This window comes from Microbacterium sp. 13-71-7 (assembly GCF_002257455.1).
Classification (GTDB): domain Bacteria; phylum Actinomycetota; class Actinomycetes; order Actinomycetales; family Microbacteriaceae; genus Microbacterium.
This window is the reverse complement of the sequence record NZ_NCKN01000002.1, coordinates 6,691-26,097: the sequence shown is the minus strand read 5'-3', so window position 1 is coordinate 26,097 and position 19,407 is coordinate 6,691. Positions and strand designations below refer to the sequence as shown.

Here is a 19,407-nt window from a genome sequence, read left to right as displayed (position 1 = left end):
CGCTCAGGATCCGACGAAGGACGTCCCGCCCGCCGCTCGCTCGACGAGCTGCGCGCACTCGCCGAGCGCGGTGCGGCGGAGCTGCGCAGCGGATCCGCGGATGAGGCTTCGCCCGCCGAGGTCGTCGCCTGGGTCGCCGCGAACGTCTCCCCGCGCCTGGCCGCCGTGGCCTGCTCGATGGCCGATGCGGCGCTGCCGCACCTCGTCGCCGAGGCGCTCCCCGGTGTCGACGTGCTCTTCCTCGACACCGGCTATCACTTCCTCGAGACGACGTTCACGCGCGATGAGGTCGCCCGCACGCTCGATGTGCGCATCGTGGACGTGAAGCCCGCGCAGACCGTGCGCGAGCAGGACGCCGAGTTCGGCAAGGACCTGTTCTCCCGGGATCCGGCGCTGTGCTGCGAGATGCGCAAGGTCGCTCCCCTGCACCAGGCCCTCGGCGGCTACGAGGTGTGGTTCACCGGCGTGCGCCGCGAGGAAGCGCCCACGAGGGCGAACACCCCCCTGATCACGTTCGACGAGCGCAACGGACTCATCAAGGTGAACCCCGTCGCGGCCTGGTCCTTCGACGACCTCATCGCCTACGCCACCGCGCACGACGTGGTGGTGAACCCGCTCGTCGCGAACGGCTACCCGTCGATCGGCTGCGCGCCGTGCACCAAGCCCGTCGCCGCGGGCGAAGACCCCCGCTCCGGCCGCTGGGCCGGACTCGCCAAGACCGAATGCGGACTCCACGTATGAGCATCATCGACACCCTGCCCGCGCCCGCGCCGGCCGACGCCGGATCCCTCACCGGACTCGACCTGCTCGAGGCCGAGGCGATCCACATCATCCGCGAGGTCGTGGCCGAGTTCGAGCGCCCCGTGCTGCTGTTCTCCGGCGGCAAGGACTCCGTGCTCGTGCTGCATCTCGCCGCTCGCGCCTTCGCGCCGGGCCGGATCCCGTTCCCCGTGCTGCACGTCGACACCGGGCACAACTTCGACGAGGTCATCCGGTTCCGCGACGAGACCGTGGAGCGTCTGGGCCTCACGCTCGAGGTCGCCCGCGTGCAGGACTACCTCGACGACGGCCGCCTGGCGGAGCGTCCCGACGGCACCCGCAACGTGCTGCAGACCCAGCCTCTGCTGGACGCGATCGCCGCGGGCAAGCACGACGCCGTGTTCGGCGGCGCCCGCCGCGACGAGGACAAGGCCCGCGCCAAGGAGCGCATCATCTCGCTGCGCGACGAGTTCGGGCAGTGGGATCCGCGCAACCAGCGCCCGGAGCTGTGGAGCCTGTACAACGGCCGGCACACGCCGGGCAAGCACGTGCGCGCGTTCCCGATCTCGAACTGGACCGAGCTCGACGTGTGGCGCTACATCGCCCGCGAGCGGATCGCGCTGCCGCCGCTGTACCTGGCGCACGAGCGCGAGGTGTTCCGCCGCGACGGCATGTGGTGGGCCGTGAACGAGCACGCCCTGCCCCGCGATGGCGAGCAGGTCGAGCGCCGCGTGGTGCGCTACCGCACGGTGGGGGATGCGAGCTGCACCGGCGCCGTCGAGTCCGACGCGGCGACCGTCGACCAGGTGGTCGCCGAGGTCGCCCGCTCCACGCTCACCGAGCGCGGAGCCACCCGCGCCGACGACCGGATCAGCGAGGCCGCCATGGAGGACCGCAAGAAGAACGGATACTTCTGATGAGCACCGACATCGGATCCCCCTCCCTTGACCGCGAGACTGCAACTGGGCGACGAGACAGCACCGCAGACGTGCAGTCTCGTCGCGGAGATGAAGTCTCGCGGTCAGGAGAGGGGCGGGAGGCGTTGAGCGGGGGACGCTTGCTGGGCGACACCACGCTGTTCCGGTTCGCGACGGCGGGATCCGTCGACGACGGCAAGTCGACGCTGGTCGGCCGGCTGCTGCACGACGCGAAGGCGATCCTCGCCGACCAGCTCGAGCAGGTCGCGCGCACCTCGGCCGACCGCGGCTTCGCCCATGGCGAGTTCGACTTCGCGCTGCTCACCGACGGCCTCCGCGCAGAGCGCGAGCAGGGCATCACGATCGACGTCGCGTACCGCTACTTCGCGACCGACGCGCGCAGCTTCATCCTCGCCGACTGCCCCGGCCACGTGCAGTACACCCGCAACATGGTCACCGGATCCGCGACCGCCGACGCCGTGGTCGTCCTCATCGACGCGCGCAAGGGCGTCGTCGAGCAGACCCGCCGGCACCTCGCCGTGGTGTCGCTGCTGCGCGTGCCGCACGTGATCGTCGCGGTCAACAAGATCGACCTCACCGGCTTCGATGAGGACCGCTTCCGCGCGGTCGAGGAGCAGGCGCTCGCGGTCGCCGTCGAGCTCGGCCTGATCGACACGCACGTGATCCCGGTCTCGGCGCTCGAGGGCGACAACATCGTCGATCGCTCCGCGCGCACCCCCTGGTACGACGGCCCGACGCTGCGCGAGCTGCTCGAGACCCTCCCCGCCCGTCAGGCCGAGGAGGACGCCGCCTTCCGCCTCCCCGTGCAGACCGTGATCCGTCCGCAGGGCGGCCTCTCGGCGCTCATCGACAGCGCCGAGGCCGACGACCTGCGCGACTACCGCGGCTTCGCCGGGCGGGTGTCGAGCGGATCCGTCCGCGTCGGCGACCGCGTGCAGGTCTTCCCCGGCGGACACGAGACGACCGTCACCGGCATCCGCGTCGCCGGCCGCGTCGCGGAGTCCGCGCACACCGCGCAGTCGATCGCCGTGACGCTCGCCGACGAGGTGGACGCCGCCCGCGGCGCCCTCATCGCCACTGCCGGCACCGTGCCGAGCGGGCACGCCGAGGCCGAGGTCGAGATCTTCCAGCTCGACGTGCGGCCGATCGCGCCGGGTGCGCGCGTCCTCGCCAAGCATGGCACCGCCACGGTGCAGGCGATCGTGACCGAGGTGCTCTCGCGCCGCGACCTGGACACGCTCGCCCTCGAGGACGCCGCCGAGCTGGCGGTGAACGAGATCGGCCGGGTGCGGATCCGCTTCGCCTCCGCCCTGCCCCTGGAGCCCTACGCCGAGGACCGGGAGGGCGGGGCTCTGCTGCTCATCCACCCGTCCGACGGCGCCACCCTCGCCGCCGCGACCGTCGTCACGGCGGCATAGGCGGACGCCGAGCGAGGACGGCGACGCGACGCGGCGATCCCGCAAGAGCACCGCGTTTCGTCTCGCTTCGCTCGCTCAACGACCGATAAGACCCCCCACCAAAGAACGCCTAAGGAGGCGACAGTGAATCGCAAGACCCGCATCAGCACGGCCCTCACCTCTCTCGGACTCGCGATGGCGATGCTCGCCGGCTGCGCCTCCGCCCAGGCGGCGACCCCGACGTCCACGCCGGAGAAGCTCGACACGCTGCGCCTCGGCTACTTCGCCACGGTCACCCACGCCCCGGCCCTGGTGGGCGTGGAGAAGGGCTTCCTGCAGAAGGAGCTCGGCGACACGAAGCTGCACACCGAGGTGTTCAACGCCGGCCCGGCCGCCGTCGAGGCGCTCTCCGCGGGCGCGATCGACGCCGCCTACATCGGCCCGAACCCGGCGATCAACACGTTCATCAAGTCGGGCGGCGCCTCGGCGCGCGTGATCGCGGGCGCCACCAGCGGCGGTGCGTCGCTCGTCGTGCGCGACGGGATCAACAGCGCCGCGGATCTGAAGGGCAAGACGCTCGCCTCGCCGCAGCTCGGCAACACCCAGGACGTCGCGCTGCGCACCTGGCTGGACTCGAAGGGGCTGAAGACCAGCGTCACGGGCGGCGGCGATGTGAACATCACCCCGACCGAGAACGCGCAGACCCTGACGCTCTTCAAGAACGGGCAGCTCGACGGCGCCTGGCTGCCCGAGCCGTGGGCATCCCGCCTGGTCGTCGAGGCCGGCGCGCACGTGCTGCAGGACGAGCGCGACCTCTGGCCGGGTGGGAAGTTCCCCACCACGGTGCTGCTCGTGAGCAAGGACTTCGCGGACAAGCACCCCGATGCCGTGAAGGAACTCGTGGCCGGGCACCTCGACTCCCTCGACTGGATCGCGAAGAACCCGACCGAGCTCGGCGGGGTCGTCAACGCCGCGCTGCAGAAGGCCACCGGCAAGCCCCTGGCCGATGCCGTGCTGGCGAAGTCCCTGTCTAACGTGTCGTTCTCGGCGGATCCGAATGCGAAGGCGTTCGCGACCCTCGTCAAGAACGGCGTCACGGCGGGCACGCAGACGAAGGGCTCGATCGAGGGGCTGTTCGACCTCGCCGCGCTGAACGCCGCCCTGAAGGAGCGCGGCGAGAAGACCGTGAGCGACGGCGGGCTGGGAACGAAGAAATGACCGCTCCGCTCGCGCCGAGCTTCGACGGGGTCGCCCCTGTCCTGCCCGCTCCGGATCCGGTGGATCCGGCCGTGCGCCTCGCGCACGTCACCAAGCGGTACGGATCCGGCCCTGTCGTGCTCGACGACGTCTCGCTCGACATCGCGCCGGGGGAGTTCGTCTGCCTGCTCGGCGCGAGCGGCTGCGGCAAGTCCACCCTGCTCAACCTCATCGCGGGCCTCGAACCCCTGACCTCCGGCTCGCTCAGCGCGCCCGACGAGGGTGCGGCCGTGATGTTCCAGGACGCGGCCCTGATGCCGTGGCTGAGCGCCCGGCGCAACGTCGAGCTCGCGCTGCGCCTGCGCGGAGTGCCCCGCGCCGAGCGCCGGGCCGAGGCGCTGCGCCTGCTCGGGATCGTGAACCTCGCCGACGCCGCGGACAAGCGCCCGCACGAGCTCTCCGGCGGCATGCGGCAGCGCGTGGCGCTCGCCCGCGCCCTGGCCCAGGACCGGCCGGTGCTGCTCATGGACGAGCCCTTCGCCGCGCTCGACGCGATCACCCGCGACCTGCTGCACGAGGTGCTGGAGAACGTGTGGCGCGAGACCGGACGCACGATCGTGTTCGTCACGCACAACGTCCGCGAGGCCGCCCGCCTCGGCGAGCGCGTGGTGCTGCTCGGCAGCCGCCCCGGCCGGATCTCGCGCGAATGGCGCGTCACCCGCACCCGCGGCCGCAGGATCGAATCGCCCGAGGTGTCGGCGCTGGCCGCCGAGATCACCGTCGAGCTGCGGAAGGAGATCCGCCGCAATGCCTCTTGACACCTTCCCCTCCGCGAGCGCCGTCCCCCCGGGGTCGTTGAGCGAGGACGGCGCGCCGGCGCCGGCCGAGACGAAACGCGGTGCCCTCGCGGGATCGCGCAGCACGGAGCGGGACGACGACCTCGCCCGCCTCGAGGCGGGTCTCGATCGCCTGCAGACCGTCGAGAGCGGATCCGGATCCCGCACTCGCGAGCGCCTGCGCGCGATCCTCCCGCCGGTCGTCCTGCTGGTCGTGCTGCTCGCGGCCTGGCAGCTCTACGTCGTCCTGGCGCAGCCCCGGCCGGACATGGCCCCGAGCCCGCTGCAGGTGCTGGGCGCGCTGGGCGACGCCTGGCAGGCGGGGCGCCTGCAGGAGGCCGTGCTGACGAGCCTGGAGCGCGGCGGCCTCGGCTTCCTCATCGCGATCGTGGTCGGCACCCCGATCGGCCTGCTGCTCGCGGAGTGGAAGCTGCTGCGCCGCGCGGCGGGTCCGCTGATCTCCGGGCTGCAGGTGCTGCCGTCGGTCGCCTGGGTGCCCGCGGCGATCATCTGGTTCCGTCTGTCCGATGCGACCGTGTACTTCGTGATCCTGATGGGCGCGATCCCCTCGATCGTGAACGGCCTGCTCGCCGGCGTCGACCAGGTGCAGCCCCAGCTGCGCCGCGTGGGCACCGTGCTCGGCGCGAGCCGCTGGCAGGCCGCGACGGCGATCGTGCTGCCGGCGGCCCTTCCCGGCTACCTCGCCGGGCTCAAGCAGGGCTGGGCGTTCTCCTGGCGCTCGCTCATGGCCGCGGAGATCATCGCGACCGGCGGATCCATCGGCTTCGGGCTCGGATCCATGCTCGATCAGTCCCGTCAGCTCGCCGACCTCCCGGGTGTGCTGGCCACCATCATCCTGATCCTGGCGATCGGCATCCTGATCGAGCTGGTGCTGTTCGCGCCGCTCGAGCGGGCCGTGCTGCGCCGCCGCGGACTTCTGCTCGGAGGCGCATGATGAGCACGCAGTACGGAACCGTCACCCTCGTGGGTGCAGGACCCGGCGATGCCGGACTGCTCACGATCCGCGGATTGCGCGCGCTCGAGCGCGCCGACGTGATCGTCGCCGACCGTCTCGGCGCGCGCGCCGTGCTCGACCAGCTCGCCGCCGAGGGCGTCGTCCTCCCCGCCGAGGTGATCGACGTGGGCAAGACCCCGGGGCACCACCCCGTGCCGCAGAACGAGATCAACGCCCTCCTGGTGCGGCACGCCCGTGCCGGGCGCGAGGTCGTGCGTCTCAAGGGCGGGGATCCGTTCGTGCTCGGGCGCGGACGCGAGGAGGCGCTGTACTGCGAGGCCGAGGGCATCGCCGTCAGCGTGGTGCCTGGCATCACGAGCGCGATCTCGGTGCCCGCCGTGGCCGGGATCCCGCTCACGCACCGCGGCGTCGCCACGGCCTTCACCGTCGCGAGCGCGCACGATCCGATCGAGCAGCTGCCGGGCGGATCCGACCACACGGTCGTGCTGCTCATGGGCATCGGAACGCTCGCGCACACCGCCGGCGTCCTCGCCGGCGGCGACCGCGGGGCCGACTGCCCCGTCGCGATCGTCGAGGACGGCTACGGATCCGGCGAGCGCGTCACGATCGGGACGCTCGGCACGATCGCCGCCCTCGCCGCAGCACGCCAGGTCCGCAACCCCGCGGTCGTCGTCGTCGGCGACGTGGTGCGCCTGAGCCCCCACGCCTCCCCCTCCCTTACCCGCGAGACTCCAACTCCGCGACGAGACAGCGCTTCTGGCGTGCAGTCTCGTCGCGGAGATGGAGTCTCGCGGTCATACTTCGCCCGACCCGACCGCACTGATCGCGCCGACCGCACCGATCGAACCGACCGAAAGACCCTGCAGCCGTGACCGCTCTGAACCCCTCCGCCCCGCTCCGCGTCGCGATCGTCGGCGCCGGCCCGGCCGGCATCTACGCCGGCAACATCCTCGCGAACGCCGTGGCGGCCCGCGCCGGCCGCGGCCCCGAGGACACCGACGCCGACGCAGCCGACACCACCGCCGGCGGCCTCGGGTACGACGCGGTCGAGATCGACCTGTTCGAATCGCTGCCCGCGCCCTACGGCCTGATCCGCTACGGCGTCGCGCCCGACCACCCCCGCATCAAGGGCATCGTGAACTCGCTGCACGAGATGCTCGACGCCCAGGCCGTCGGCGCCGACCGCCGCGTGATCCGCTTCCTCGGCAACATCGAGATCGGCCGCGACGTGTCCCTCGACGAGCTGCAGGCCCGCTATCACGCCGTCGTGCTCGCGACCGGTGCGATCCGCGACGCCGCCCTGCGGATCCCCGGCGTCGACCTGCCCGGATCCTACGGCGCCGCCGACTTCGTGTCCTGGTTCGACGGCCACCCCGACGTGCCTCGCACCTGGCCGCTCGTCGACGAGCGGGTCGCGGTGATCGGCAACGGCAACGTCGCGCTCGACGTCGCCCGCATCCTCGCCAAGCTGCCGGAGAATCTGCGCAGCACCGAGGTGCCCGACAACGTGCTCGCGGGGCTCGAGGCCTCCGCCGTCACGGACGTGCACGTGTTCGGCCGCCGCGGGCCCGCCGACATCAAGTTCACCCCGATCGAGCTGCGCGAACTGGGCGAGGTCGCCGGCGTCGACATCATCCTCGACGACGCCGACTTCGAGGGGGTGGATCCGGCCGCCGTACCCACCAACCAGCTGAAGATCATGCTGCGGACCCTGAACGCCTGGCGGGACCGTCCGGAGAACCGCGGCGAGAGCACCGGGGCGACCCGCCGTCTGCACCTGCACTTCTGGCACGCGCCCGTGGAGATCGCCGGATCCGACCGCGTCGAGTCGGTGCGCTTCGAGCGCACGGCGCCGCGCGAGGACGGATCCGTCTCGGGCACCGGCGAGTTCGTCGAGTACCCGATCACCGCCGTGTACCGGGCCGTCGGCTACTTCGGCTCACCGATCGTCGACGCCCCCTTCGACGCGCAGCGCGGGGTCGTGCCGAACGAGGCGGGCCGCGTCGACGGCGTTCCGGGGCTGTACGCGACGGGCTGGATCAAGCGCGGACCCGTCGGGCTCATCGGGCACACCAAGTCCGATGCGACGGAGACCATCGCGAACCTGCTGGAGGACGCCGAGGCCGGCCGCCTCGTGGCGCCCGCCGAGACCGCCGACGTCCTGGAGCTCCTCGCCGAGCGCGAGGTCGAGGTGACCACGTGGGACGGCTGGCTCGAGCTCGACGCGCACGAGCGCGCCCTCGGCGCCGCGCACACGCACACCCGCGAGCGGGTCAAGGTCGTGCCGCGCGAGGAGCAGGTGGAGATCTCGCGCAGCGGAGCGCTCGCCCGATGACGTACGTGATCGCGCTGCCCTGCGTGGATGTGAAGGACCGGGCATGCATCGACGAGTGCCCTGTCGACTGCATCTACGAGGGCGAGCGCTCCCTCTACATCCACCCCGACGAGTGCGTCGACTGCGGCGCCTGCGAGCCCGTCTGCCCCGTCGAGGCGATCTACTACGAGGACGACCTCCCCGACGAGTGGACCGACTACTACAAGGCGAACGTCGAGTTCTTCGACGAGATCGGATCCCCCGGCGGCGCCGCCAAGGTCGGCGTCTACGCCTTCGACCACCCGCTGGTGGCCGCGCTCCCGCCTCAGGCCGACGGCCATGACTGACGACGTCTACGACGTGCTCATCGTCGGCGGAGGGCCAGCCGGGCTCTCCGCCGCGCTGAACCTGGCCCGCTCGCTCGCGCGCGTGCTCGTCGTCGACGCCGACCGGCCGCGCAACGCCGCGACGCTCATCTCGCACGGATTCCTCACGCGCGACGGGATCCCCCCGCACGAGCTGCGGCGCCTCGCCCGCGAGGAGCTCGCCGCCTACCCCCAGGTCACGATCCGCACCAGGGAGCGCGTCTTCCAGATCGAGGCCGAGGGATCCGGTTTCGTCGCCGAGATCGGCCGCCGCGCGCCCGAGGCGCGGGTCACGGCGCGCCGCGTGCTGCTCGCCACGGGGCTGCGCGAGACGCTGCCCGAGGTGCCGAATCTGCGCGGCTTCTACGGCGTGAGCCTCTTCAGCTGCGCGGCGTGCGACGCCTGGGAGCTGCAGGGCCGCGCACTCGCCCTCATCGGCGAGACGCCGGACCTGGCCGCCCGCGCCCGGCTCATCGCCCGATGGACCCGCGACCTCACGGTCTTCACGAACGGCGCCGACGTGGTCGACGCCGCGGAGGAGGCCGAGCTCGCGGCTGCGGGCATCGGAGTGGAGCGCAGCCCGATCGCGGAACTGCACGGCGAGCGCGGCGCGCTCACCGGCATCCGCCTCGCCGACGGATCCGAGCACGCGGTCGAGGGCGGCTTCGTGCGCCCGGAGTGGGAGACCGACCTCTCCTTCCTGCCCGCGCTGCCACCCGATCTCGACGCGCACGGCCATCTCGCCGCGGATCGCGCCGGCCGCACCAGCGTCCCCGGCCTCTACGCCGCCGGCGACGTCGCCTCCCCCGGCCCGCAGCAGCTCATCGTCGCCGCGGGCGCCGGCGCCAGGGTCGCCGCCGTGATGATCCACGACTCGATCGGCGTCGCGACGGCGCACTGACCCGGCGTGGTTCGGTCGCACCATGTCCCGCTTCCGGTCAGCCTGGGCCCACCCGGCAGCCGGAAGCGGGACGCGGCCGATGGGGAACCGCCGCGGGGCGGGCCCGGGACGGCCCGGGTGACGCCCCCGCGGAAGAGCTCCTGACCTTCAGCCGCGCACGGCGGCGTCGAGCACGGCCGTCAGCGGATCCGGGATCCGGTCCGGAGACAGAGCCGCCACCACGTCGGCCGCGAAATGCGCCTTGCGGCCGCTCGCCGTCCCGGCGAAGCGATGCAGCTGCGCCTCGACCGAGCGGACCCGCTGCGCCGGCTGCCCCTGGAAGACCCGGAACAGCGCCAGCTCGCCGCGGGCGGCCAGCGTCTCCAGCACGAGCTCGGGACCGGCCGCGCGGATCACCTCGTCCTCGAGATCCCGTTCGCACCCGAAGAACCCCGCCCGGGCGATGACCGCCGGATCCGTCTCGCCATCCGCCATCAGTCCGCCGGCGATGAGCGCCCCGATCACGTAGCGCAGCTCGGCGGCGTCGTAGAGTCCGCGCACCGGCACCGTCGGATCCCGCCGCTCCAGCCAGGAGCGCAGGTTCGTGATCCCGCCGAGCGAGACGACGTCCGCACGGAGGTCGTCCCCGCGGACGCGCGCGGCGGCGAGGAGGGCGAGCCGATCGCTCTCCCCCTCGACGAGCACGACGGGCAGCACCATCCCCCGACGCTACCGGGCGTCACCGACCGCGGCGTCGTGGATCGCGGATCCCGCACCGGCGCGCCGCTACCTCTCGTTCACTGGCACGCACGAGACTTCCTGCATGAGCAACGGCGATCATCCCGAACCCCAGGCGACGGCCAACAGCGGGGCCGTCGCGGTCGTGGGCCTGGACCTCCGCGGGGAGGAACCGGCGCCGAAGAAGCAGATCTACTCCTGGGCGCTCTGGGACTGGGCGACGCAGCCGTTCCACTCCGTGATCCTGACCTTCATCTTCACGGCGCTGTATCTGACGTCCGACGCGTTCCTGCCGGCGGGCCTCGCCTCTCTCGCGGACAAGGACCCGGCCAAGGTCGCCGGGATCGCAGAGCTCACGAGCGGTCTGGGGCTCGGCGGCACGATCGCCGGCTTCGCGATCCTGCTGCTCGCGCCCGTGCTCGGGCAGCGCGCCGACGCGGCAGGCCGGCAGAAGCTGTGGCTCGGGATCGGCACCGGCGCCCTGATCCTGTGCATGTTCGGGCTCTGGTTCGTCACGCCGACGCCGTCGCTGTTCTGGCTGGGGGTCGCCCTGATCTCCGCCGGCGTCGTGTTCAGCGAGATCGCCTCGGTGAACTCGAACGCGATGCTCATCTCGATCGCGACTCCGAAGACGGTCGGCCGGATCTCGGGCCTCGGCTGGGGCTTCGGCTACCTGGGCGGCATCGTCGCCCTCGTCCTGGTGATCGTGTTCTACATCTCGGACTGGTTCGGGCTCTCCGCGGACGGCGGGCTGCCGTTCCGCCTCATCGCGGTCGGCTGCGCAGTATGGGCGATCGCGTTCTCGATCCCGATCTTCCTGAACGTGCCGGAGCCGTCGCTCGGCCGTCCGGATCGGAAGGTCGGCTTCTTCGCCTCCTACGTGCTGCTCGTGAAGGACGTGATCGGCCTCTACCGCAACCCGAGCACCCGCACGACGTTCTGGTTCCTCGTCGCGAGCGCGGTCTTCCGCGACGGCCTGAGCGCCGTGTTCACCTTCGGCGCGGTGATCGCGAGCACCGTCTTCGGCTTCAAGTTCATCGAGCTCGTGATCTTCGGCGTCGCGGCCAACCTCATCGCCGGAGTGTCCACGATCCTGGCCGGACGCCTCGACGACCGCTGGGGCCCGAAGCGGCTCATCATCATCTCGCTCGCCTGCATGATCGTGTCCGGCATCGCGGTGTTCGCGCTGGTCGACACCGGCCAGGTCGCGTACTGGGTCGGCGGTCTGATCCTGTGCGCGTTCGTCGGACCGGCGCAGTCCGCGGGGCGCTCGTTCCTGGCCCGGGTCACCCCGGCCGGCCGCGAGGGCGAGGTCTTCGGCCTCTACGCCACGACCGGCCGCGCTGCGAGCTGGATCGCCCAGGGCGCCTGGACTGTGCTGATCATCCTGACCGGGAACACCAAGTTCGGCATCCTCGGCATCGTCGCGGTGCTGCTGGTGGGCCTGCTGCTGCTCCTGCCGGTCACGGAGACGCGGCGGAGCGTCCGGCTCGCGCGATAGGTCGGATCCCGGCCGAGCAGGACTCGAGGGCCTCTTCCGCCCGGCGGATCCCTAGGCGCCGAGCGCGGTCAGGAGCTCGGGCCCCGCCCCCGCCGTGCGGAGTCGATCGCGCATCGCCCGCGCCGCGAGGGCGTAGGGGCGCTCGTCCTGCAGGAGCAGCGAACGCGAGTTGGCCTCCTCGTTCAGCGCCACGAGCTCGAACGCCAGCTGCTCGGCGTCCGCTCCGGCGTCGAGCTCTCCCGCCGCGATCGCGTGCCGCACCTGCGCCTCGACGTACCCGTACCAGTCCACGAGGGCCGTGCGCACGGCATCGCGCACCGGACCGGGCTTGGAATCCACGTCGGCCGCGGTCGCCGCGAAGAAGCAGCCGCCCGTGAAGACGCGGTCGCGGGAGTAGTCCAGGGCGTTGCGGAGCAGGGCAGACAGCCGGCGCACCCCGCGGGGCTCGACACGGGCCCGCTCGACGATGAGCGCGGTGAAGACCTCTCGTGCGGCGGCGACCGTCGCGAGCTGCAGCCCCTCCTTGCTCTGGAACAGGGTCGCGATACTGCTCTTGCCCCGCCCGGACGCCGTCGCCAGCCGCCCGATCGTGAGGCCGTCCAGGCCGTCCACCGATGCGATGTCGGTCGCGCTCTCGAGCACCGTGCGCCGCGAGGCGTCGCCGCGCAGGCGGCGTCCGTCCGATGCCCGGCCCTGTCCGGTCCCTGCGACGGACGCTTCGTGAATGACGACTTCCGACATGCCCCTAGTGTACGAACGATCGTTCGCTTATTCTACGTATGACCGTTCGTATTCTTTGTCCGAAGGGGAACCGATGTCCGCCTCCGCCCGCCTGATCCTCGGCGGCATCCGCGCCGCCGGAGCCGTGTCGCCGCGCCTCGCCGGCCGCCTCGCCCTGCGATTGTTCTTCACGACGACGCCCCGCATGGCCGTGCGCGACGCCGACCTCGCGACGCATCGGGACGCGCAGCGCGAGCGGATCCCGATCCGCGGATCCGAGATCGTCGCCTACCGCTGGGGGCGCGGCGAGCGCTCCGTGCTGCTCCTGCACGGCTGGCAGGGGCGCGCCTCGCAGTTCGCCCCGCTCGTGCGCGAGCTCGTCGCGGACGGTTTCCGCGTGGTCTCCTTCGACGCCCCGGCGCACGGGGACTCCGCGGGGCGGAGCACCGACCTCCGGGACTGGATCACCGCCGCAGAGCAGCTGCAGCGCAGCGACGGCCCGTTCCACGCGATCGTCGGCCACTCCTTCGGCGGCCTGGCCGCACTCACCGCGGCGCGGACGACGGTGCCCTCCCCCCGTGTCGCGGTCGTCGCCGGCGCCTCCGCGCCGGCCGCGTTCCTCGCGGAGTTCTCCCGCACGCTGCGCCTCGAGCCCGCGGTCGCCGCGCGCTTCGAGCAGCGGTTCGGGGCGCGCTTCGGCCTCGACCGGGAGGGCATCGTCGCGGCCTACGACGCGGTGCAGGACCCGCTGCCGGCCGGCACCGCGCTGCTCGTGGTGCACGATCGCGCCGACCGCCGCATGCCCGACGCGGACGCGCTGCGCCTGCACGCCGCGCACGCCGGCCGCTCGCACCTGCTGCGCACGGACGGGTTCGGACACAATCGCGTGCTGCAGGCGGATCCGGTCCTGGACGCCGTCGTCGCGTTCGCGGGCGCCGGGATCGCGGGCCTCGAGGCGCGCGAATACGAGGAGGGGCGCACCGAGTCCGCCGGCGACGGCGCCGTGCAGTCCGGGCCGCGCATCGACCGCCCGGCCGAAGCGCAGGTCATCGCCGCGCCATGAGCGGCGGCCGCGCCGGTCAGCGCCAGTTCGCGGCGACCTTGGCGAGCAGGCGGGCGAACTCGGCCTGTTCCTCGGCGGTCAGCGCCGACATCGCGCCGCGCAGCGCCTCGCGCCGGTCGCCGCGGACGCCGCGCCCCATCCGCCGCCCCTCGTCGGTGAGCACGATCCGCGTGCGGCGGGCGTCGTCCGGATCCGCTTCGCGGCTCAGCCAGCCCCGCTCGACGCCCTGCTGCACCAGGCGCGAGGCGCGCGGCTGATCCACGCCGATCGCCTCACCCAGCGCGCTGACGCTGAGCGGCCCCGCGGCCAGCGCTTCGAGCATCCGCAGGCGCGCGGGCGCCTCGCCGCGCCCGCCACCCCAGGGCCCGCCGCTCCAAGGCCCAGCACCGCGTGCGCGCGGATCCGCGTGCGGACCCCCGTGCGCACCATGATCGCCGTGCTCACCGTGCAGTCCGCCGTGCCCGCGGAACCCCTCCCCATGCCGCGGATCTCCGTCGTGCATCCCGTGGCGGTGTTCACGGGGCGGGCGCGGCCCCCGACCGCGCAGCAGGCCGAGCGCGGCGACGATCGCGTCGAGCGGATCCGGGTTCTCGGCATCGTGAGGCATGCTCCGATTTTACATGCGACTTGACATGGATCCCAATTGCATGTCACACTGCATGTACATGGCAGATGACATGAATCCGAGCAGGACTCGGAGAGACGGCCGCCACCGCGACGAGCCGCCGTCATCGCCCCGATACCTGAAGGACTTCGCATGAACAGCACAGACAACACCCCAGAGAACACGCCCGCCGACCAGAGCCGCCCGTTCGGCTTCTGGGTCACCGCCGTCGACCGCCTGCTGGCGGCCGAGTTCGCCACCGCCTTCGAGGACGAGGGGATCACCCGCCGCGACTGGCGGATCCTCAACGCCGTCGACGGCACCGTGCCGCTCGGCCGGGATCTCCCGGACGGGAAGGTGCACCACCTGGCCGCCCTCGGCTGGGTCGAGCCCGGCCCGGACGGCTGGACGCTCACCGCAGAAGGCGCCGCCGCGAAGGCGCGCCTGACCGCCGCCGTCGAGGAGATCCGCGCGCAGGTCGCCGGCGCCCTCGATCCCGAGGAGTTCGCCGCGATGGCGGCCTCGCTCGAGAAGCTCGCCCGCGGCCTCGGCTACGAGGAGGGCAAGCGCCTCCCCCGTCGCGCAGGCGCACCGCGCCGCGACGGTCATGGTCATCGCGGCCACCACCGCGGCTTCGGCCCGCGCCACGGCTTCGACGAGCACCGCGGCTTCGCCCCGCGCCACGGCGAGCACCCCGGTCACGAGGCCGGATTCCGAGGCGGCTTCGATCACGACCGCTTCGCCGAGCACCCCGGCTTCGGCCGCGAGTGGCTGCACCGCGAGCACCGGCACGGCGCCCACGGTCACGGGGAGCACCCTCGCGGTCTCGGCCGGCGGGGCGGGCACCGGCACCCGGCGGAGCACATCCACATCCACCTGCACGACGGCCGTCGCAACGGCTGATCCGCAGACGTCATCCGGCCCCTGCCCGCGATCCGCGGCAGGGGCCGGACCCGTCTCCCGGGCAGGCGGCGGAATACACTCCCCGCGGAAGCGGTTTCCCCTTCACATGACGCTCCTCGCCCCCGACCCGATGCCGTCCGGCATCGCGGCCGCGGGCGCGGTCGCCGAGACCGGCGGCGCGGTCGAGGCTCTCTTGTCGGCGGTCGACGTCCGGCTGCGACGACAGGTGCGCATCGCGCCGGATCCGGCCGAGACCATCGCGCTCGATCGGGACGCCCTCTCGATCGTCTACGTCATCGAGGGCGTCGTGCACACCCGCTGCGGCGACAAGCCCATGACGCTCTCCCAGGGCGACGCCATGCTGACGCCGGGCCGGGTGCCGATGTCGGTGAAGACGGATCCCGGAACCCGGATCCTCGTGTCGACCCTCACGCTCGTCGCGCACGCCGCACACGTCGCGAACGCGCTGCCGGACGTCGCTCTCGTCCGTGACTTCGCCCACCACGAGCCGGCCGCGGCCGCGCTGGCGTCCCAGGTCGGGCTCGATCTGACCGCGCTGCCCGTGGACGCCGCAGCCCTCGAGGACGCGAGCCGCGACGGCGACGCCGTGATCTGCCGCATGATGGCGAATACCGTGCTGGCATCGGTGATCCGCGCCTGGGCCGCGCACGGCTGCGCCCCCGCGGGCTGGCCCGCCCGGACGAGCGATCCCTTCCTGGAGAAGGTGATCGAGGCGATCCACGCCGCACCGGGCAACGACTGGAGCGTCGAGGGCCTCGCCAGCGTCGGCGCGATGTCGCGGACCGTGTTCGCCGAACGCTTCCGCGCCGCCTTCGGCACCTCTCCCGCCAGCTACGTGACCGAGGTGCGCATCCGCGCCGCCCAGGACCGGCTCGTGCTGGGCTGCCTCGTGAGCGAGATCTCCCGCGACCTCGGCTACAGCTCCGACGAGGGCTTCAGCCGCGCGTTCCGCCGCCGCACCGGACAGACCCCGTCGGCCTGGCGCGAGGCCCGCACCGCCTGACGACGCGCCGATCCGGCCGGATCCTCGCCTCGACCGTGAAGGACGATGGCGACTTCCGAGGATGGATCCGTCCGAATACTCCTGCAGAGTCGCCATCGTCCTTCAGAGTTGCGAGGCCGCCGGTCCGATCAGCGATCCGCGCGGGCGCTGATCCGGCTCGAGAACCCGAACAGCACCGCACCGACGACGAGCACGGCCGCGCCGATCACGTAGACCTGACCGATGCCGATGCCGTCCACCAGCAGTCCGCCGATGCCCGCCGCGATCATGATCGCGGCCTGGAACCCCATGACCACCAGGCTCCCGCCCGCCTCGAGCCGGTCCGGCATGCGGTGCCCGATCCAGGTGTTCACGATCAGCAGCCACGAGGCGAAGAAGAAGCCCCAGACGAAGGCGACGACGCCGATCGCCCACAGGGATCCGACCATCACGTTCATCAGCAGCACCACCCCGGCGATCACGAGCGGGGTGATCACGGCGAGCGTCCGGTAGCTGCGGTCGACGATGACGCCGATCGCGATGTTGCCGATGAAGCCGCCGATGCCGAACAGCGCGAGCAGCAGGATGATCGTTCCCTCGGTGATGGGGGCGCCGCCCTCGTGGACCCGCTCGAGGGCGACCCGGATGTACGTGTAGGCGATGAAGTGTCCGAGCACGACGAGCACATGGCCGACCACGCCCAGACCGATGCCGCGACGACGGAACGTCTCGAGCAGGGTCGACAACCGCGCGGTCCCCTCTGCGGGCACGCTCGGGAGCAGGATCCGCAGAAGGACCGCGAGGACGACGCTGGCCGTTGCGGCGATCCCGAACACCCCGCGCCAGTCGAGCACCTGACTGAGCAGCACGCCCGCCGGCACACCCGCCACTGTCGCGAGCGAGACGCCGGCCGAGTTGAACATCATCGCCCGGCCCAGGCGCTCCGGCCCGGCGATCCGCGCCGCCACCGTCACCGACATCGACCAGAAGCCGCTCAGTGCGGCGCCCAGCAGCACGCGCGCGACGAGCAGCAGCGGCAGGTTCGGCGCGACCGCGACGATCAGATTCGAGACCGCCGCGCCGATCGCCATCCACACCAGCAGCGAGCGGCGGTCCAGGCGGGGCAGCATGAGGCCGATGGTCGGCGCCACGATGAGCCCCGCGAGCGCCGTCACCGTGACCATCTGGCCGGCCTGACCGGGAGTGACCCCGATCTCCGCCGCGATGTCGGTGAGCAGACCACCGGGGAGGAACTCCGCGGTGACGAGCAGGAACGCGGTCGCCATCATGGCGAGCAGCGCGCCATAGTTCAGCCGGCGCGGGGCGGCCTCGATCGTGGGAACGGGGGCGGTCGTGGTCATGCCTCCAGCCTTCCGCACCGGCCCCGCGCGCGCCCGACCATGCGTCCGGCGGATCCGACCGATCGTCCGGATCGGATCAGGACCGGCTCGCGCAGCGCGTGGCCCGCGGCCCGATCGCCGATCCTGCGACATCTGCACGATCCCGTGACAGTTGCACGAGGGATCCGGCGGATGCGTCGTGCAGGTGTCACCGGATCGTGCATGTGTCGCGGGTGGACCGCGCCGTCAGACGAGCGGCAGCACCGGCGGGAGCCCCGCCGCGACCTCGGCCGGGGCGATCTCGGGGTCGGCCAGGATGTCGGCCAGCCCCTCGGTCTCCACCGGCACGGGGGCGGCCTCCGCCTCGCCCAGCTCGCTCAGGAACCGGTCCGTGACAGAGCCTTCGGGCTCGGGCGCGGCGGACGGCTTCGGTGCGGACTGCTCGTCCTGGCTCGGATCCGTCTCGTCCGCGGTCATGTCAACCTCCGGTGGATCCCGCGTCGGTGACGCCGACGTCGGTGCGGTGGAAGTTCTGGAAGGAGCGCGAGGCGGTCGGGCCGCGCTGCCCCTGGTAGCGGTTGCCGTACGGACCGGATCCGTAGGGGTTCTCCGCCGGGGAGGACAGCTGGAAGAAGCACAGCTGACCGATCTTCATGCCGGGCCAGAGCTTGATCGGCAGGGTCGCGACGTTCGCGAGCTCGAGCGTGACGTGCCCGGTGAAGCCGGGGTCGATGAAGCCGGCCGTGGAGTGCGTGATGAGCCCGAGACGGCCCAGCGACGACTTGCCCTCGAGGCGGGCGGCGACGTCGTCCGAGAGCGACACCTGCTCGAACGTCGCACCGAGCGCGAACTCCCCCGGATGCAGGACGAACGGCTCGTCCGGCTCGACCTCGATCAGCCGGGTCAGCTCGGGCTGGTCCTCCCCCGGGTCGATGAAGGGGTACTTGTGGTTGTCGAACAGCCGGAAGTAGCGGTCCAGCCGCACATCGATGCTCGACGGCTGGATCATCGACGGTTCGAGCGGATCCAGTCCGATCCGCCCCGCGTCGAGCCCCGCCCTGATATCCCTGTCGCTCAGCAGCACGGTTTCAGCGTAGTCGCTGCCGTCACTGCGGATCGGTCAGACCGTTGCGGTACGCGAACACGACCGCCAGCACCCTGTCCCGCATGCCGAGCTTCTGCAGCACCCGGCCGACGTGGGTCTTGACGGTCGACTCGCTGAGCCAGAGCTTCTCCGCGATCTCGGCGTTGGACAGCCCCTGCACGAGGGCGTCGAAGACCTCGCGCTCCCGGTCGGTGAGCACCTGCAGCCGGGCGGCGGCGGCGCGGCGGTCGTCCTCCCTCGCGCGGCGGCCCGGATCCTCCGCGGCGCGGGCGAGCGCGCCGAAGCGCCGCAGCAGCTCCGACGTGACCCGCGGCGCGAGCACGGCGTCGCCTGCGGCCACCGCGCGGATCGCGGCGACGATGTCGTCGGCATCCGAGTCCTTGAGCAGGAAGCCGCTGGCTCCGGCGTCGATCGCGCCGAACGCGTAGGCGTCCAGGTCGAAGGTCGTGAGCACGAGCACCCTGATGCCGCTGCCGGAGGCGACGAGCTCCCTCGTCGCCTCGAGGCCGTCCATGCGGGGCATCTGCACGTCCATCAGCACGACATCGGGCCGGTGCACCTTCGCGAGGGCCACGGCCTCGATGCCGTCCTGCGCCTCGCCGACCACCTCGATGTCCGGCTGCGCGCCCAGCACCATCGCGAGACCGGCGCGGATCAGGGCCTGGTCGTCGGCGATGAGCACGCGCACGGCCGTCACGACGCGCTCCGGGGAAGGGCGAGGCGCACGGCCCAGCCGCGTGCGCCGGACGGTCCCGCGTCGAGCGTTCC

21 protein-coding genes (1 of these 21 only partly in view) are annotated in these 19,407 nt (G+C 72.4%); 14 read left to right on the top strand and 7 right to left on the bottom strand.

The window, feature by feature from the left end; genetic code table 11:
- Positions 1–48 precede the first annotated feature (48 nt).
- From B7X32_RS00390 to B7X32_RS00345, 10 genes are all read left to right on the top strand, one after another.
- Entirely contained in the window at positions 49–741 is a 693-nt protein-coding gene (locus B7X32_RS00390; protein ID WP_292714418.1) for a phosphoadenylyl-sulfate reductase, read from the top strand.
- The gene (gene cysD, locus B7X32_RS00385) at positions 738–1,676 is read left to right on the top strand and encodes a sulfate adenylyltransferase subunit CysD (protein ID WP_292714342.1); all 939 of its coding nucleotides are present in this window, start codon (positions 738–740) and stop codon (positions 1,674–1,676) included. Before B7X32_RS00390 ends, cysD begins: the two co-directional genes overlap by 4 nt.
- 125 nt (positions 1,677–1,801) lie before the next feature.
- Complete coding sequence (locus tag B7X32_RS00380; protein ID WP_292714340.1) at positions 1,802–3,115, top strand: GTP-binding protein; 1,314 nt, start codon at positions 1,802–1,804, stop codon at positions 3,113–3,115.
- A 123-nt stretch (positions 3,116–3,238) separates the two neighbouring features.
- Positions 3,239–4,312, top strand: coding sequence for an ABC transporter substrate-binding protein (locus B7X32_RS00375; RefSeq protein ID WP_292714334.1), 1,074 nt, complete (start codon positions 3,239–3,241; stop codon positions 4,310–4,312).
- The gene (locus B7X32_RS00370; RefSeq protein WP_292714331.1) at positions 4,309–5,109 is read left to right on the top strand and encodes an ABC transporter ATP-binding protein; all 801 of its coding nucleotides are present in this window, start codon (positions 4,309–4,311) and stop codon (positions 5,107–5,109) included. Before B7X32_RS00375 ends, B7X32_RS00370 begins: the two co-directional genes overlap by 4 nt.
- Positions 5,099–6,082 (top strand): ABC transporter permease, encoded by a 984-nt coding sequence (locus B7X32_RS00365; protein ID WP_292714327.1) that lies wholly within the window; start codon positions 5,099–5,101, stop codon positions 6,080–6,082. Before B7X32_RS00370 ends, B7X32_RS00365 begins: the two co-directional genes overlap by 11 nt.
- Positions 6,082–6,975, top strand: coding sequence for a uroporphyrinogen-III C-methyltransferase (cobA, locus tag B7X32_RS00360; RefSeq protein ID WP_292714324.1), 894 nt, complete (start codon positions 6,082–6,084; stop codon positions 6,973–6,975). The genes B7X32_RS00365 and cobA overlap by 1 nt, the downstream gene beginning before the upstream one ends.
- Positions 6,972–8,438, top strand: coding sequence for an FAD-dependent oxidoreductase (locus B7X32_RS00355; RefSeq protein ID WP_292714321.1), 1,467 nt, complete (start codon positions 6,972–6,974; stop codon positions 8,436–8,438). The genes cobA and B7X32_RS00355 overlap by 4 nt, the downstream gene beginning before the upstream one ends.
- The gene (fdxA, locus tag B7X32_RS00350; RefSeq protein WP_292714319.1) at positions 8,435–8,764 is read left to right on the top strand and encodes a ferredoxin; all 330 of its coding nucleotides are present in this window, start codon (positions 8,435–8,437) and stop codon (positions 8,762–8,764) included. The genes B7X32_RS00355 and fdxA overlap by 4 nt, the downstream gene beginning before the upstream one ends.
- On the top strand, positions 8,757–9,683 hold the full coding sequence (locus B7X32_RS00345) for an NAD(P)/FAD-dependent oxidoreductase (RefSeq protein ID WP_292714316.1): 927 nt from the start codon (positions 8,757–8,759) through the stop codon (positions 9,681–9,683). The genes fdxA and B7X32_RS00345 overlap by 8 nt, the downstream gene beginning before the upstream one ends.
- A gap of 147 nt (positions 9,684–9,830) precedes the next feature.
- Here the strand turns inward: B7X32_RS00345 and B7X32_RS00340 are convergent, their stop codons facing one another.
- Positions 9,831–10,382: a hypothetical protein gene (locus tag B7X32_RS00340; RefSeq protein ID WP_292714313.1), complete on the bottom strand. Its 552-nt coding sequence runs from the start codon at positions 10,380–10,382 to the stop codon at positions 9,831–9,833.
- Between the two features lie 103 nt (positions 10,383–10,485).
- Here B7X32_RS00340 and B7X32_RS00335 point away from each other — a divergent pair, with 103 nt between their 5' ends.
- Positions 10,486–11,901, top strand: coding sequence for an MFS transporter (locus B7X32_RS00335; RefSeq protein WP_292714310.1), 1,416 nt, complete (start codon positions 10,486–10,488; stop codon positions 11,899–11,901).
- 51 nt (positions 11,902–11,952) lie between these two features.
- Here the strand turns inward: B7X32_RS00335 and B7X32_RS00330 are convergent, their stop codons facing one another.
- The gene (locus B7X32_RS00330) at positions 11,953–12,642 is read right to left on the bottom strand and encodes a TetR/AcrR family transcriptional regulator (RefSeq protein ID WP_292714307.1); all 690 of its coding nucleotides are present in this window, start codon (positions 12,640–12,642) and stop codon (positions 11,953–11,955) included.
- A gap of 73 nt (positions 12,643–12,715) precedes the next feature.
- Between B7X32_RS00330 and B7X32_RS00325 the strand changes: the two genes are divergently transcribed.
- On the top strand, positions 12,716–13,684 hold the full coding sequence (locus tag B7X32_RS00325) for an alpha/beta hydrolase (protein WP_292714304.1): 969 nt from the start codon (positions 12,716–12,718) through the stop codon (positions 13,682–13,684).
- A 16-nt stretch (positions 13,685–13,700) separates the two neighbouring features.
- Here B7X32_RS00325 and B7X32_RS00320 read toward each other — a convergent pair whose 3' ends face one another.
- Positions 13,701–14,291 carry a MarR family winged helix-turn-helix transcriptional regulator gene (locus B7X32_RS00320; protein WP_292714302.1) on the bottom strand — a complete coding sequence of 197 codons (591 nt, stop codon included), beginning with the start codon at positions 14,289–14,291 and terminating at the stop codon, positions 13,701–13,703.
- A gap of 150 nt (positions 14,292–14,441) precedes the next feature.
- Between B7X32_RS00320 and B7X32_RS00315 the strand changes: the two genes are divergently transcribed.
- Together B7X32_RS00315 and B7X32_RS00310 are read left to right on the top strand one after the other, a co-directional pair.
- The gene (locus B7X32_RS00315; protein ID WP_292714299.1) at positions 14,442–15,191 is read left to right on the top strand and encodes a hypothetical protein; all 750 of its coding nucleotides are present in this window, start codon (positions 14,442–14,444) and stop codon (positions 15,189–15,191) included.
- A 106-nt stretch (positions 15,192–15,297) separates the two neighbouring features.
- A complete protein-coding gene (locus tag B7X32_RS00310; RefSeq protein WP_292714296.1) occupies positions 15,298–16,215 on the top strand; it encodes an AraC family transcriptional regulator in 918 nt (305 codons plus the stop codon).
- Between the two features lie 128 nt (positions 16,216–16,343).
- On the opposite strand, the gene B7X32_RS00305 is transcribed toward B7X32_RS00310, so the two are convergent.
- The 4 genes from B7X32_RS00305 to B7X32_RS21015 form a co-directional block, all read right to left on the bottom strand.
- Entirely contained in the window at positions 16,344–17,555 is a 1,212-nt protein-coding gene (locus tag B7X32_RS00305; protein WP_292714294.1) for an MFS transporter, read from the bottom strand.
- 225 nt (positions 17,556–17,780) lie between these two features.
- The gene (locus tag B7X32_RS00300; protein WP_292714291.1) at positions 17,781–18,011 is read right to left on the bottom strand and encodes a hypothetical protein; all 231 of its coding nucleotides are present in this window, start codon (positions 18,009–18,011) and stop codon (positions 17,781–17,783) included.
- A 1-nt stretch (position 18,012) separates the two neighbouring features.
- Positions 18,013–18,618, bottom strand: coding sequence for a dCTP deaminase (gene dcd, locus B7X32_RS00295; protein WP_233311902.1), 606 nt, complete (start codon positions 18,616–18,618; stop codon positions 18,013–18,015).
- A gap of 22 nt (positions 18,619–18,640) precedes the next feature.
- On the bottom strand, positions 18,641–19,407 hold the 3' portion of the coding sequence (locus B7X32_RS21015; protein ID WP_366246925.1) for a response regulator. It continues 1,315 nt past the right edge of the window; 767 of the gene's 2,082 nt are visible here — the last part of the coding sequence; the start codon falls outside the window, past its right edge; its stop codon occupies positions 18,641–18,643.

Coding starts and splice junctions, on each gene's coding strand:
- B7X32_RS00335 (WP_292714310.1), top strand. CDS start 10,486: ATGAGCAACGGCGATCATCCCGAACCCCAGGCGACGGCCAACAGCGGG.
- cysD (WP_292714342.1), top strand. CDS start 738: ATGAGCATCATCGACACCCTGCCCGCGCCCGCGCCGGCCGACGCCGGA.
- B7X32_RS00310 (WP_292714296.1), top strand. CDS start 15,298: ATGACGCTCCTCGCCCCCGACCCGATGCCGTCCGGCATCGCGGCCGCG.
- B7X32_RS00305 (WP_292714294.1), bottom strand. CDS start 17,555: ATGACCACGACCGCCCCCGTTCCCACGATCGAGGCCGCCCCGCGCCGG.
- B7X32_RS00370 (WP_292714331.1), top strand. CDS start 4,309: ATGACCGCTCCGCTCGCGCCGAGCTTCGACGGGGTCGCCCCTGTCCTG.
- B7X32_RS00340 (WP_292714313.1), bottom strand. CDS start 10,382: ATGGTGCTGCCCGTCGTGCTCGTCGAGGGGGAGAGCGATCGGCTCGCC.
- cobA (WP_292714324.1), top strand. CDS start 6,082: ATGAGCACGCAGTACGGAACCGTCACCCTCGTGGGTGCAGGACCCGGC.
- B7X32_RS00320 (WP_292714302.1), bottom strand. CDS start 14,291: ATGCCTCACGATGCCGAGAACCCGGATCCGCTCGACGCGATCGTCGCC.
- B7X32_RS00325 (WP_292714304.1), top strand. CDS start 12,716: ATGTCCGCCTCCGCCCGCCTGATCCTCGGCGGCATCCGCGCCGCCGGA.
- B7X32_RS00330 (WP_292714307.1), bottom strand. CDS start 12,642: ATGTCGGAAGTCGTCATTCACGAAGCGTCCGTCGCAGGGACCGGACAG.
- B7X32_RS00345 (WP_292714316.1), top strand. CDS start 8,757: ATGACTGACGACGTCTACGACGTGCTCATCGTCGGCGGAGGGCCAGCC.
- fdxA (WP_292714319.1), top strand. CDS start 8,435: ATGACGTACGTGATCGCGCTGCCCTGCGTGGATGTGAAGGACCGGGCA.
- B7X32_RS00315 (WP_292714299.1), top strand. CDS start 14,442: ATGAACAGCACAGACAACACCCCAGAGAACACGCCCGCCGACCAGAGC.
- B7X32_RS00300 (WP_292714291.1), bottom strand. CDS start 18,011: ATGACCGCGGACGAGACGGATCCGAGCCAGGACGAGCAGTCCGCACCG.
- B7X32_RS00365 (WP_292714327.1), top strand. CDS start 5,099: ATGCCTCTTGACACCTTCCCCTCCGCGAGCGCCGTCCCCCCGGGGTCG.